Annotated in this window: 10 protein-coding genes and 2 riboswitches; of the genes, 1 reads left to right on the top strand and 9 read right to left on the bottom strand. The window is 60.8% G+C overall.

What is annotated here, in order from left to right; translation table 11 throughout:
* From ACRXB1_RS16395 to ACRXB1_RS16360, 8 genes are all read right to left on the bottom strand, one after another.
* Positions 1-249: thiamine pyrophosphate-binding protein (locus tag ACRXB1_RS16395; RefSeq protein ID WP_449492573.1), on the bottom strand; the 249-nt coding region annotated here is incomplete at its 3' end.
* Positions 250-1,319: 1,070 nt separating this feature from the next.
* Entirely contained in the window at positions 1,320-2,708 is a 1,389-nt protein-coding gene (locus ACRXB1_RS16390) for an L-serine ammonia-lyase (protein WP_449492572.1), read from the bottom strand.
* A gap of 29 nt (positions 2,709-2,737) precedes the next feature.
* Positions 2,738-3,841: an alginate lyase family protein gene (locus ACRXB1_RS16385; protein WP_449492571.1), complete on the bottom strand. Its 1,104-nt coding sequence runs from the start codon at positions 3,839-3,841 to the stop codon at positions 2,738-2,740.
* Positions 3,842-3,958: 117 nt separating this feature from the next.
* Positions 3,959-6,886, bottom strand: coding sequence for an aminomethyl-transferring glycine dehydrogenase (gene gcvP, locus ACRXB1_RS16380; protein ID WP_449492570.1), 2,928 nt, complete (start codon positions 6,884-6,886; stop codon positions 3,959-3,961).
* A 63-nt stretch (positions 6,887-6,949) separates the two neighbouring features.
* Positions 6,950-7,330 carry a glycine cleavage system protein GcvH gene (gcvH, locus tag ACRXB1_RS16375; RefSeq protein ID WP_062168408.1) on the bottom strand — a complete coding sequence of 127 codons (381 nt, stop codon included), beginning with the start codon at positions 7,328-7,330 and terminating at the stop codon, positions 6,950-6,952.
* A gap of 66 nt (positions 7,331-7,396) precedes the next feature.
* A complete protein-coding gene (gene gcvT, locus ACRXB1_RS16370; RefSeq protein ID WP_449492569.1) occupies positions 7,397-8,521 on the bottom strand; it encodes a glycine cleavage system aminomethyltransferase GcvT in 1,125 nt (374 codons plus the stop codon).
* Positions 8,522-8,628: 107 nt separating this feature from the next.
* Positions 8,629-8,761: riboswitch (glycine riboswitch) on the bottom strand.
* A 43-nt stretch (positions 8,762-8,804) separates the two neighbouring features.
* Positions 8,805-8,919: riboswitch (glycine riboswitch) on the bottom strand.
* 107 nt (positions 8,920-9,026) lie between these two features.
* Positions 9,027-9,404: a hypothetical protein gene (locus ACRXB1_RS16365; RefSeq protein WP_062168404.1), complete on the bottom strand. Its 378-nt coding sequence runs from the start codon at positions 9,402-9,404 to the stop codon at positions 9,027-9,029.
* 138 nt (positions 9,405-9,542) lie between these two features.
* The gene (locus tag ACRXB1_RS16360; RefSeq protein ID WP_449492568.1) at positions 9,543-10,589 is read right to left on the bottom strand and encodes an oxidoreductase; all 1,047 of its coding nucleotides are present in this window, start codon (positions 10,587-10,589) and stop codon (positions 9,543-9,545) included.
* Positions 10,590-10,854: 265 nt separating this feature from the next.
* Between ACRXB1_RS16360 and ACRXB1_RS16355 the strand changes: the two genes are divergently transcribed.
* Complete coding sequence (locus ACRXB1_RS16355; protein WP_449492567.1) at positions 10,855-12,951, top strand: UvrD-helicase domain-containing protein; 2,097 nt, start codon at positions 10,855-10,857, stop codon at positions 12,949-12,951.
* Between the two features lie 64 nt (positions 12,952-13,015).
* Here the strand turns inward: ACRXB1_RS16355 and ACRXB1_RS16350 are convergent.
* Positions 13,016-13,260, bottom strand: a 245-nt coding sequence (locus ACRXB1_RS16350; RefSeq protein ID WP_449492566.1) for a c-type cytochrome, incomplete at its 5' end; no start/stop codon positions are given.

Here is a 13,260-nt window from a genome sequence, read left to right as displayed (position 1 = left end):
TACGAGTGCGACGCCGGGGCGGCCGGTGAGTTTGCCGACTGCCTCGGCCATGTTTGCCGCGGCGGCTTCGTGACGGCAGACGATGGTCTGGATGCGGCTGGTTTCGTCGTGGAGGGAATCGAGGATCGCGAGAAAGCTTTCGCCCGGGACGCAGAAGACCCGTTCGACGCCGTGGGTCAGGAGGGCATCGACGATGAGCTTCGCGCCGGTCGTCGGGTTGGGGTGGGATGCTGGGACTGCAGATGCCATTCGATGAAACCTCCCGGAAGGTTCGGCGGTTCGGTGGTTCGGCGGTTTGGCTCGCAAGCGGAGCTGGAATTCGTAGCTTACGCTGGGGCGGGGCGGTGACGCTAGGCGGGGTTTTCGCGCTGGCGCTTGGTCGGGGGCGGTTTATGGTCGGGTTGATGTCGGGTTGCTGCTTTTTAGGCTTTCGCGCGTTCTGTTCTGGCTGACTTTTTTAGCACTATTAGCCACTGTCCGTGGCGGGACTTCATTTCACGGGTTTTGCGCTAGCGCTCGGGATAGTGTTCGTTGCGGTCGGAGTTAATGCCGGGTTGTTGCTGTTTGAGCTTGCTCGCGTTCCGTTCTGGCTGATCTCTTTAGCACTATTAGCCACTGTCCGTGGCGGGACTTCATTTCTTTTTCCAACGGCGAAAAAGAAACGAAGCAAAGAAAACGCCTTCCAACCGCTAATTCTTAAGTGTCCCGAGCGTGCACGTACAACTGTTTGGTACTTCAGAAGAACGCTCGACGCCATAAACACCAACACTTGAACCCCTCCCCCTTCGTCAACAGATACCCACACGCTTCGCCACCAGTAACTGTGGCAGTCAATACGGAAACCTGGCCCAAGTGAACAACGGGTTGAACACATGACGGCGCTACAGCATCCTGAACTTGCCGAGACTTTGCCGCCGGTGGTCCTAGGCTCGCGCGGGCAAAACGGAACCAGTACAGCCAAGCCCGTCGTTTGGGCGTCAGCGCGCGCAGCGCGGAAGCCTCATTAACGGATTCCCACACTGGTGGCGAAGCGTGTGGGTTGCGGTTGACGAAGGGGGAGGGTTTCAAGTGTTCTTGATTGCGGCGTCGAGCGTTCTTCTGAAGAACCAAACAGTTGTACGTGCACGCTCGGGACACTTAAGAATTAGCGGTTGGGAGGCGTTTTCTTTGCTTCGTTTCTTTGTCGCCGTTGGACAAAGAAATGAAGTCCCGCCACGGACAGTGGCTAACAGTGCTAAAGAAATCAGCCAGAACAGAACGCGCGAAAGCCTAAAAAGCAGCAACCCGACCGTAAACCTCCCCCGCCCAAGCGCCAGCACCTAACACTCAACAATATTCACCGCCAACCCGCCCCGCGAAGTCTCCTTGTACTTCGTCTTCATATCCGCGCCGGTTTGCATCATCGTCTTGATCACGGAATCCAGCGAAACATAATGACTGCCGTCCCCGCGCATCGCCATGCGCGCCGCGTTCACGGCTTTCATCGATCCCATTGCATTTCGTTCAATACACGGAATCTGCACCATCCCGCCAACAGGATCGCAAGTCAGCCCAAGGTTGTGTTCCATCCCGATCTCGGCCGCGTTTTCAACCTGCGTCGGCGTGCCACCCATCACCGCCGCCAATCCGGCCGCGGCCATCGAACATGCAACGCCAACCTCGCCCTGACATCCGACTTCAGCGCCGGATATCGATGCGTTCATCTTGTACAAGATCCCGATGGCCGCCGCCGTCAGCAAAAAGTCGATCACGCCCTGCTGGTTCGATCCCGGCATGAACCGGTCGTAGTAATGCAGCACGGCCGGGATGATGCCCGCTGCGCCGTTGGTCGGGGCCGTCACCACACGCCCGCCCACGGCGTTTTCCTCGTTCACGGCGATCGCGTACAGGTTGATCCAGTCGATCATGGAAAGCGGGTCGCGCAACGCCTGCTCAGGCTTGCCAACCAGCGCCCGATACAAAACCGGCGCCCGACGCTTGACCTGGAAAGGACCAGGAAGGCAACCATCGGCATCGGGGTTGTCGATACCGCACCCGCGCTTCACGCATGACTGCATCACGTCCCAGATGCGCAGCAAACCCGAGCGGATCTCCTCGTCGCTGCGCCAGACGCGCTCGTTGTCCCACATCAGTTGCGCAACGGATTTGCCGGTATCACGGCAGAGCGCGAGCAGTTCGTCGCCGGATTGAAACGCGTATGGCAATTGTTCAATGGCCGTGAGCACCTTCACGTTCGATGCCCCCGCTGTCACCACAAACCCGCCGCCCACGGAAAGGTAGGTGGCGTCGCGTAGTGACGTGCCATTGGCATCGAAGGCGTGCAGTTTCATGCCGTTCGGATGCTCCGACAACGCCTGGCGCAAAAACGTGATGTGATCCTTCTGCACGAACGGAATCTCATGCCGGCCAAGCAATGACAACTTCTTGGTCGCGCGCACGGTCTCGAGGCGAGGGGTGATCGTGCTGGCATCGACGGTATCGGGCGCGTCGCCCATCAGACCGAGCATCACGCCGCGATCCGTGCCGTGACCTTTTCCCGTCGCGCCCAGCGAGCCGTACAACTCGCATTTCACGGAAGCCGTCGCGTCAAGCAGACCATCGCGTTCAAGCCCTTGCACGAACATCAGGGCCGCTCGCATGGGCCCAACCGTATGCGAACTCGACGGACCGATGCCGATTTTGAAAAGGTCGAAAACGCTGACTGCCATGACTGCTCCTGCTAAGTGCCGCTAGAAAATCATCGCGCCGGCAGCGGCAGACAAACCGCAAGCCAGGCGGGTGGAGTAGGTGCAAGACGCAGCGCGATGGGCGTGTATCGCCCGTCGAGCCGTGCCGAAAGATGAAACAATTCGGCGCTGTTCTTCGGATCCCATTGCCCCGAGAAACCGGGCAGGCCGGCTTCGCGGCGGCTGGCATCGAAGGGAACTTTCGAATTCACGAATTCCTCGTGCGTGCGAGTGCCAAGCGCATACGGCGTCAGCCAGTTCAACGCACCAGCCAGCGTTGCGCCGGATTGCGCGCGTTCGGCAAGCCAGTTGCGGTTGTGACGGCGCGCAGCGAGAGCCGCCGTGACCAGAGGCTGAAGGTCGTAGGTCACGTAATGCAAAGCGTCGCGCTCGGCGAAATCGACGGTGGAACCGTCCGGCGCAATGTTGTCTCCAATATGTTCCACGTACAGACGCTGCGCTGTGTTGATGAGCTTGCGGTCATCGATGGTGAACGCGCCCATCGATATCAACTTGATCCGGTGACTCTGCCAATTGTTCCGATACGTGCCCGTGAGCGGCCGTTTCTGTTTGTCGATATCCGCTATGTAGCCGGTCACCAATTTCGTGATGAACGCGTTCGCGGCATTGCGCGTCTTCACGGGCAGCGCGCTCGCGGTCAGGTCGTAGGCAAGGATCAGCGACTCGAAATTCGTTTCGTCGATAGGATTGAAACTCGGCTGATAGGTCGTCGCCCACGCAAATAAAAACCGGTCGACGAGACGCAAATATGCTTCGTTTCCCGTCGCGCGCCAGGCGAGCGCGGCGTCGCGCATCAGCCCGAGATCTTTCTCCGCTTCCTCGCTTTCGTCACGAATGCCCTGGTGCGGCAACGTGCCTTCCGTATGCAAGGTCGCACGCGCCTTCGGCTGCTCGTTCAAATGCGCTTGCACCATCTTGACCAGCGCTTTCACGCCCGGATCGGCGTTCGTGCGCTCGCTGTTCTGCATCGCCGGCGCGGCGCAAAAATTCATTGCGGCGGTCGCGGTCTGCGCGCTCAACGCCGTTGCTGCAAGGGCCGCGATAATCGCCGGAACACGCCACGTCTTGTTCACCATTCGCACCTGTCGCGCCATGCAAAACTCCCTGATTGGCTTCGTTCGGGTGAGATGGTATCTGGTGTTGCGTGAATCCGGCAAAACCGTGCGGCTTCGGGGAAAGCCGCGCGGTTGAATCTATCGCTTATTCAACGCTCATTCACCATACTCCGACAGCGGAATGCACGAGCAGAACAGGTTCCGGTCGCCGTACGCATTGTCCGCGCGGCCAACCGGCGGCCAGTACTTGCGCGTGACCAGCGATGCCAGCGGATACGCCGCCGTTTCGCGCGAATACTTGTGCGTCCAGTCGTCCGCAACAACAACCGCCGCCGTGTGCGGCGCGTGCTTCAGCGGATTGTCTTCGCGATCCGACGTGCCTTCTTCGACCGCACGGATTTCGTCGCGAATGGCGATCATTGCATCGATAAACCGATCCAGCTCCTCCTTCGATTCCGATTCCGTCGGCTCGACCATCAGCGTGCCGGGAACCGGGAAGCTCATGGTCGGCGCGTGGAAACCGTAATCGATAAGACGCTTTGCCACGTCCTCGACCGAAATGCCGCTCGTCTCTTTCAACGGGCGCAGATCGAGAATGCATTCATGCGCGACCAGACCGCCGGCGCCGCTGTACAGCACGGGGTAATGTGCGGCGAGGCGCTTGGCCACATAGTTCGCGGCGAGGATCGCGTTTTCGGTCGCGGCCGTGAGGCCTTGCGCGCCCATCATCGCGATGTACATCCACGAAATCGGCAAGATGGCGGCCGAGCCATAAGGCGCCGACGATACCGCGCCAATGCCCGACGCATCGCGCTGATAACCGGTCGATTGCTGGTTCGGCAAGAACTTCGCCAGATGCGCACCGACAGCAACAGGACCCACGCCCGGTCCGCCGCCGCCGTGCGGAATGCAGAACGTCTTGTGCAGATTCAAGTGCGAGACGTCGCCGCCGAACTGGCCCGGCGCTGTGAGGCCGACCATTGCGTTCATGTTCGCGCCATCCACATACACCTGTCCGCCGTGCGCATGCACGATCTCGCAGATTTCGCGCACGTTCGCTTCGAACACGCCGTGCGTGGACGGATACGTGATCATGATCGCCGCCAGATTGGCCGCGTGCTTTTCGGCCTTGGCCTTCAGGTCGGCGATATGGACATTGCCTTGCTCATCGCACGCAACGACCACGACCTGCATGCCCGCCATTTGCGCCGATGCCGGGTTCGTCCCGTGCGCCGACGACGGAATCAAACAGATATTCCGATGCCCTTCGCCACGCGACGCGTGATACGCATGGATGATCAGCAAGCCAGCGTATTCGCCTTGCGAGCCGGCATTGGGTTGCAGCGATACCGCCGCGTAACCCGTACATGCCACGAGCATCTGCTCGAGCTGATCGATCATGGTCCGGTAACCGACGGTCTGCTCGGCTGGCGCGAACGGATGAATCTGCGCGAATTCCGGCCACGTCACAGGCAGCATTTCCGACGTTGCGTTCAGCTTCATCGTGCAGGAACCGAGCGGGATCATCGTGCGATCGAGTGCGAGGTCCTTGTCCGCGAGACTGCGCAGATAGCGCAGCATTTCATGCTCGGAATGATGGCGGTTGAACACCGGGTGCGTGAGGTATTCGCTCGTGCGCTCCAACGTTTTCGGCAACGACGATTTTGCATCTGAATCCAGCGCGTCGATATCGAACGTTTCCGTCTTGCCGGCCACTTCCGCGAACAACGCGAAGAGCTTGAGGAGGTCGTCGCGGGAGGTGGTTTCATCGACAGAAACGCCTACGCGCGTTGCATCGATATGCCGCAAGTTCACATGCACCGCCGACGCCGCCTGATGCAACGCCGTGGTGTTCGCGCCGCTCTCGATGGTGACGGTATCAAAGAAGGTTTCGTTCGCGAGCGTGTAACCGAGCTTCTGCACGCCGGCCGCGAAGATGGACGCGACGCAATTCACGCGCAACGCAATGGTCTTCAAGCCTTGCGGCCCGTGATACACGGCGTACATGCTGGCCATGATCGCGAGCAACGCTTGCGCCGTACATACATTCGAAGTCGCTTTCTCGCGGCGAATATGCTGTTCGCGCGTTTGCAGCGCGAGACGCAGCGCGTGCTTGCCTTGGGCGTCGACAGTGACGCCTACGAGACGGCCCGGCATCTGGCGCTTGAAGTCATCGCGCACGGCCATGTACGCCGCGTGCGGACCGCCGAAACCAACCGGCACGCCGAAGCGCTGCGTATTGCCGATCGCCACGTCCGCGCCCCATTCGCCCGGGGGCGTGAGCAGCGTCAGTGCGAGCAAGTCAGCGGCTGCGATCACAAAACCGCCTGCCGCATGCACCGCTTCCGTCAGCGCGCGATAGTCATGCACATCGCCATTCGCGCCGGGATATTGCAGCAGCACGCCGAATGCGTTGGCCGTGGCGGCATCGGCGGCGGGACCTACTTTCACTTCGATGCCGGCAGGTTTCGCCCGTGTCTGCACGACTTCGATGGTCTGCGGCAACACATCGTCGGCGATATAAAACAGGTTCGATTTCGGCTTGCCGACGCGTTGCAAAAGCGTCATGGCTTCGGCGGCGGCGGTGGCTTCGTCGAGCAAGGATGCGTTCGACATGGCGAGGCCCGTCAGGTCGATCACCATTTGCTGGAAGTTCAGCAACGCCTCCAGCCGGCCCTGCGAAATCTCCGGCTGATACGGCGTGTACGCCGTGTACCACGCCGGATTTTCGAGCACGTTGCGCAGGATCACAGCCGGCGTGTGCGTGCCATAGTAACCCTGGCCAATATAGTTTCTGAACACCAGGTTCTGATCCGCGAGCTTTCTTAACGACGCAAGCGCTTCGGCCTCGCTCTTTGGCTGCGTGAACGCGCCGAGCGGCAGCGTTTCATGGCGCCGGATAGCCTCTGGGATCACCGCGTCGATGAACGCCGCACGCGACGCAAAGCCGAGCGCATCGAGCATGGCGTGCTGGTCGGCCGCATCCGGGCCGATGTGCCGCTGGGCGAAGGCGTCGTGGCATTCGAGCGCGGCGAGGGACAAGGATGAGCGGTTCATCAGACGATCCGGGTGTTCGAGCTTCATGAGAATTCCTGCAGGTGCGGCGGGTTTTTATGGGCAAACACGCCGCACGGTCGTAGAGAAGTTTTACTCGCCAATCGAGGTGCCGTACGCACCGGCATCGATCAGTCGATCCGTGGTGGCATCGGCTGCGGGCTTGATCTTGAAGAGCCAGCTTTCGTACGGCGTGCCGTTGATCTGGTCCGGCGTGCCCGTCAGCGCATCGTTCGCGCCGACGATCTCGCCCGAGACAGGCGCGTAGATATCCGACGCGGCTTTCACCGATTCGATCACCGCAATGGCGTCGCCCGCAGCGACGGTCTTGCCGATCGGCGGCAGTTCGACGAACACCACGTCGCCCAGCGCTTCCTGCGCGTGATCCGTGATGCCGATGGTCAGCGTGCCGTCGGATTCAGTGCGCACCCATTCGTGCGATTCGGTGTATTTGAGGTCGGCCGGGATGCTCATGCGGATGCTCCAGTTTGTCTTTGAGGGTGGGACGTGCGTGGCTTTTGCCGAGCATTCGAAAGCGGCCTAAAGTGCCGCCAGAACCTTGCCGTTGCGCACGAACGGCAGTTTTACCACGCTTGCCGGCAGTTGTTTGTCGCGAATGACGACGTGCACTTTATCGCCCGGTTTCACGCCTGGTGGCACGCGTGCGAACGCGATGGATTCCTGCATCGACGGCGAGAAAGTGCCGCTCGTGATCTCGCCTTCGCCGTCGGTCGTAACGACCTTCTGGTGAGCACGAAGTACGCCACCGGCGCGGCCGTTTTCCTTCTGCAGAATCAGGCCGACAAAGCGCGTCTTCGACCCATTCGCCTCGACCGCCGCCCGTCCCACGAACGCCCGGTTGGCATCGTTCAGGTCGACGGTCCACGAAAGGCCTGCGTCGAGCGGCGAGACCGTGTCGTCCATGTCCTGGCCGTAAAGGTTCATGCCGGCTTCCAGACGCAGCGTGTCGCGTGCGCCGAGGCCCGCCGGTTTCACCCCTTGAGCGACCAGCGTGTTCCAGAATCTTTCGACTTGCGTAGCCGGGATCACGATCTCGAAGCCGTCTTCGCCCGTGTAGCCGGTGCGCGCGAGCATCACGTCGCCGTATGACGATTCGGGGAATTGCACGGCGTTGAAGGGTTTGAGTTCGGCGGTCGATTCGCGCGTTTCCGGCAGCACTTGCCAGACCTTTTCGCGCGCGTTCGGACCTTGCACGGCGACGATCGCGAAATCGCGGCGCGGCGTGATCGTGAGGCCAAAACCGCCTTCCGCATTCAAATGACCGAACCACGCGATGTCTTTCTCGGCCGTGCCGGCATTCACGACGACGCGAAAATTGTCATCGGCGAAAAAATAGACGATCAGGTCATCGATCACGCCGCCTTCCGGGTTCAGCAAGCAAGAATAAAGCGCCTTGCCGGGAACGGTCAGCTTGTCGACGTTGTTGGCGATTGCATACTTGAAGAACTCGCGCGCCTTGTCGCCGGTGAAATCGACGACGCGCATGTGCGACACGTCGAACATGCCGGCATCGGTGCGCACCGCGTGGTGTTCGTCGATCTGCGAACCGTAGTTGACGGGCATGTCCCAGCCGCCGAAATCGACCATGCGCGCGTTGAGCGCGAGGTGCGTGGCGTGCAAGGGCGTGTGTTGAAGATCAGACATGGAGCGAGCCTCGGGCGTGCGCGAAAACAAAAAAAGGCCATGCGACCAATCCGCTCGGAGTTCGGGCTTTTGCGAACGCAAAGCTCAAACCGCGTAGCGATCCGGTACATGACCCCTCTGTCCTCGGTACCTGAGAGATTGCACGTTTCGAGCCGATATACCGACTTCAACGCGCGCCCCTTCGGTGGGCAACTGGCCGTTACTTCTTATCAGCCGATGCCGCTCTCCAGAGTGCGATTTTCCATTCGATGCCCGATTAAAGGCGCACTACATGAACGGAACTTCGACGCAGCCGGTCCTTTTGCCTGAGAGTTTGTGGGTGTGCCCCTTCGGCGACGCTCGTTTTGTTTGTCCAGGTTGCGACAAATAAATTCAGCGCTCTCTCCCGACGCGTGCGGCGAATTTACGCGACCGATATACGAATGTCAAACTGGGTTTGCCGATAGCCCCATGAGAAAGGCTGTTGGCCGGCGGACGCTGGAACCGTCCGCCAGGCAGGCCAGACTTACTGGATTGCGTGCTGCACGCCGTCGAGTTCGCCGTTCAGCGTGCGCTGTTCTTCGCCCGACAAACCGCCGCCGTGCTGCGAAGCCATATCGCGTGATTCCTGCCTGATCACATCCAGCCGATGATGAAACGCATCGCCCTGTGGCGGCGGGTAGAAGCCCTGGTTCACGCGCTGATCGACGTGATGCCAGAGCGCGTTGATGCGGCCATTGACCTGATCCATCCGATGCACCGCTTCAGCATGCGGATCGGGCCTGGCGGGCGCTTCGCGGACTACATCGACTTGCCGCGCCGGCTCGACCACGCAGGCTGCCAACGACCCCGCAAGCGCCACCCCAATGAGCGCACGCGCGCAACTTTGCTTGAATGTCAGCATGTATCTGTTCTCCCCTTTTGGTTTTTGAGATAAGTCTCGTGCGACTGCAGAAGAACGGTCTGCGCACGGCCCCGGCTGACGCCGGCGACGTGTGCAAATGTAACGCTGTGTGTTTGAAAGTCGGATGTGAGGCGTTTGTTATTGCAGCCGCGCGAAATCCAGGCGGCGGCCTTCGGCGTTGCTGCGGATGGCGGTATCGATGATGGTCATGACATCCACGGCATCCTGCGCCGTAACCAGGAACGGCTTGCCATCGAGCACGGATGCCGCCAGCGACCGGTAAAACTCCGCATACGCCCCGTCGCGCGTGGCGAATTCCTGGCGCAGATCGTGGTCGCCATCGACTTCGCGCAGGAGGCCCGGCGGATTCTTGCCGAATTCGGCGTTGCCCGGACGCAAACCGGCCTTGAGCTGGTCTTCCTGGACATCGAGCCCGGTCTTCACATAACTGCCGCGCGTGCCGTGAATGGCGAAGCGCGGCGGTTCGAGCGCGGCGAGCGCGGTTGCGTGCAATACGACTTCCTTGTCCGGATAGCCGAGCAGCAAATGGACGTAATCCGGCGCGCTGGCGTGATCGCGATGCATCTTGACGGTGGCGAACACGGTCTGCGGCGCGCCGAAAAGGGCCAGCGCCTGATCGATGAGATGCGGTCCCAGGTCGAACAGCAAACCGCCTCCGCGCGACGCTTCCTCGCGCCAGCGCTGTGGCACTTTCGGCCGGAACCGGTCGAAATGCGATTCGTAGTGCGTCACGCGCCCGAGCCGGCCGCTTTCTATCAATGCGCGTGCGGTCATGAAATCGCCGTCCCATCGGCGATTGTGGAAAGGCGCGAACAGCAAGCCGCGGGATTCGGCGAGATCGGCGAGCGTCCTGGCGTCTGCGCTGGAGAGCGTGACAGGTTTGTCGACGACTACGTTCTTGCCTGCTTCGAGCGACTTTTTGGCCATATCGAAATGCGTGTCGTTTGGCGTAGCGATCACGATGCAATCAAGGTCATCGAGCGCGAGCAGCGCGTCGAAATCTTCGACAATCTTTGCGTTCGGGTAATCGGCCTGCGCGCGCTCGGGCTTGCCCGTGGCAATGGCGGCGACCGTTGCGCGGCCGCAGTGCTCGATCACGGGCGCGTGGAAGGTCTCGCCGGCAAAGCCATAGCCCATTAGGCCTACTTTTAGAAGTGCTGTCATGCAGGCATCCTGTTGGTGTTGGCGACGCCGGTATTGTGGCACGGGCCAGTTTTCAGCCCGGAGCGACATCGGACAAGCTTGTTTTTTGCAGCGAAAGGGTCAGAACCAATGCCTTCGATCGACAGTTTCTTCCGTGTTAACATCGCGCTCTCGAAATTGCGCGTGCTTCGTGGTTACGCGATTTCGCCCACATTCTTGCTCACCCAAGCGTAGCGCCGGCGGCTGAAACGTCCGCCCGATTTACGCGTCTCAAAGTGTCCGAACGATGTCCGCAGCAGGCATGAACGCCGCGCAATCCGAAGCGGTGCGCTATCTCGATGGTCCGTGTCTCGTGCTCGCCGGCGCCGGCAGCGGCAAGACGCGTGTGATCACCCAGAAGATCGCGCATTTGATCGAGGGGAAGGGCTTCGAGCCGAAGCACATCGCCGCGCTGACCTTTACCAACAAGGCCGCGCTCGAAATGCGCGAACGCACGGCCAAGCTGCTCGAAGGGAAAACGCTCACCACGCCCGGCAAGGAAGGCCGCCGCGTGCCGGTGAACCAGTTGACCATTTCGACGTTCCACTCGCTCGGCGTGCAGATCATGCGGCAGGAGGCCGAGCACGTCGGCCTGAAACCTCAGTTCTCGATCATGGATTCCAGCGACTGTTTCGGCATGGTCCAGGAACAGCTCGGAACCACGGACAAGGGCTTGATCAGGAAGGTCCAGTCGATCATCTCGCTGTGGAAAAACGGCATGGTGTCGCCGGACCAGGCGTCGGCGATGGCATCGAATGAAGACGAGATGCAGGCAGCCATTGTGTTCCGGAGCTACGTGGCGACCTTGCACGCGTATCAGGCGCTGGATTTCGATGACCTGATTCTCAAGCCTGCGCAGCTGTTCGCGGAGAACGAGCAGGTTCGCGAAAAGTGGCAGAACCGGCTGCGTTACCTGCTGATCGATGAATATCAGGACACCAACGCCTGCCAGTACGAGTTGCTAAAGCTGCTGGCCGGTCCGCGCGCCGCGTTCACGGCCGTGGGCGACGACGATCAGGCGATCTACGGCTGGCGCGGCGCCACGCTCGAAAACCTGGCGCAATTAGGCAAGGATTTCCCGAAGCTGCATTTGGTGAAGCTCGAGCAGAACTACCGGTCGACGGTTCGCATCCTGACCGCGGCGAACAACGTGATTTCGAACAACCCCAAGTTGTTCGAAAAGAAGCTCTGGTCCGAACATGGCATGGGCGATTCCATCACGGTGACCGCCTGCAACGACGAAGAGCACGAGGCCGAGTCGGTCGTGTTCCGGTTGTCAGCGCATAAGTTCGAGCGGCGCTCGGCGTTCCGCGATTACGCGATTTTGTATCGCGGGAATTTCCAGGCGCGGATCTTCGAGCAAGTCTTGCGGCGCGAGCGGATTCCTTACGTACTGTCCGGCGGGCAGTCCTTTTTCGATAAAGCCGAGATCAAGGACATCGTCGCGTATTTGCGGCTGATCGCGAATCCCGACGACGATCCCGCGTTCATTCGAGCGATCACCACCCCTCGGCGCGGAGTTGGCAATACGACGCTAGAGGCGCTCGGCGCGTTCGCGGGCCAGGCAAAGGTTTCGCTGTTTGAGGCCGTGTTCATGGGCGGGATCGAGGCGCGTCTTTCGGCGCGCCAGGTCGAGCCGTTGCGCGCGTTCTGCGACTGGATGCAGCGGCTGTCCGACCGGGCGGGGCGCGATCCAGCGACCGAAGTGCTCGACGACATGATGGAAGCCATCCATTACGAGGCGTATCTCTACGACGCCCACGACGAACGGCAAGCCCAGTCCAAATGGCAGAACGTGCTTGAGTTCTGCGAGTGGCTGAAGAAAAAGGGCACGAAGCCGGAAGTGGCGGGCGCGGAAGCGACGGGGTACGACAACGCCGATGGTTTCGGCGACGAAGGCAAGAACCTGCTCGGTCTGATCCAGACGGTCGCGCTCATGTCGATGCTCGAAGGCAAGGACGAGAATCCGGATGCCGTGCGGTTATCGACGGTGCATGCTTCGAAGGGCCTGGAATATCCGCACGTTTTTCTGGTTGGCGTGGAGGAGGGGATCATGCCGCACCGGGGCAATCCGGACGCCGATGCCGATGCACCCGTGGATACCGGCCGTATCGAGGAAGAGCGGCGGCTGATGTATGTCGCGATCACGCGCGCGCAGCGCAGTCTGCATCTGAACTGGTGCAAGAAGCGCAAGCGGGCGCGCGAAACGGTGGTCTGCGAGGCGTCGCGGTTCATCCCGGAAATGCTTCTGGACGATGCCCCGCCGCCGACCGAAGAGGAAGCGCCGATGTCGCCGAAGGACCGGATGGCGCGGCTCAAGGAGTTGCTGCAGAAGCCGGCTTGATTTGTGGTGGCATAAAAAAACCCTGCGTCTTGCGCAGGGCTTTTATTGGCAGAAGCTGAAACGACTACTTCGACGCCGCCACCATGTAATCGACGGCGGCCTTAACGTCGGCATCGGGCGCATTCGATCCACCTTTGGCCGGCATCGCACCCTTGCCGTGCAGCGCATAGCCGTAGACGGTGTCCATCGGCTCTTTCAGGCGCGCGGCCCAGGCGTCTTTATCGCCGAATTTCGGTGCGCCGAGCACGCCCGCCGCGTGACACGCCTGGCAGACCTGCGTGTACAGCGCCTTCCCCGCCTGCGATGCAA

The organism is Caballeronia sp. M23-90 (assembly GCF_053574605.1).
Note: the sequence above shows the minus strand (reverse complement) of the source record. Positions and strands in the feature narration are given on the sequence as shown.

What these genes read in the sequence shown, in the direction of transcription:
- ACRXB1_RS16365 (WP_062168404.1), bottom strand. Translation starts at nt 9,404, where the DNA reads ATGCTGACATTCAAGCAAAGTTGCGCGCGTGCGCTCATTGGGGTGGCG.
- gcvH (WP_062168408.1), bottom strand. Translation starts at nt 7,330, where the DNA reads ATGAGCATCCCGGCCGACCTCAAATACACCGAATCGCACGAATGGGTG.
- ACRXB1_RS16360 (WP_449492568.1), bottom strand. Translation starts at nt 10,589, where the DNA reads ATGACAGCACTTCTAAAAGTAGGCCTAATGGGCTATGGCTTTGCCGGC.
- ACRXB1_RS16385 (WP_449492571.1), bottom strand. Translation starts at nt 3,841, where the DNA reads ATGGCGCGACAGGTGCGAATGGTGAACAAGACGTGGCGTGTTCCGGCG.
- gcvP (WP_449492570.1), bottom strand. Translation starts at nt 6,886, where the DNA reads ATGAAGCTCGAACACCCGGATCGTCTGATGAACCGCTCATCCTTGTCC.
- gcvT (WP_449492569.1), bottom strand. Translation starts at nt 8,521, where the DNA reads ATGTCTGATCTTCAACACACGCCCTTGCACGCCACGCACCTCGCGCTC.
- ACRXB1_RS16390 (WP_449492572.1), bottom strand. Translation starts at nt 2,708, where the DNA reads ATGGCAGTCAGCGTTTTCGACCTTTTCAAAATCGGCATCGGTCCGTCG.
- ACRXB1_RS16355 (WP_449492567.1), top strand. Translation starts at nt 10,855, where the DNA reads ATGTCCGCAGCAGGCATGAACGCCGCGCAATCCGAAGCGGTGCGCTAT.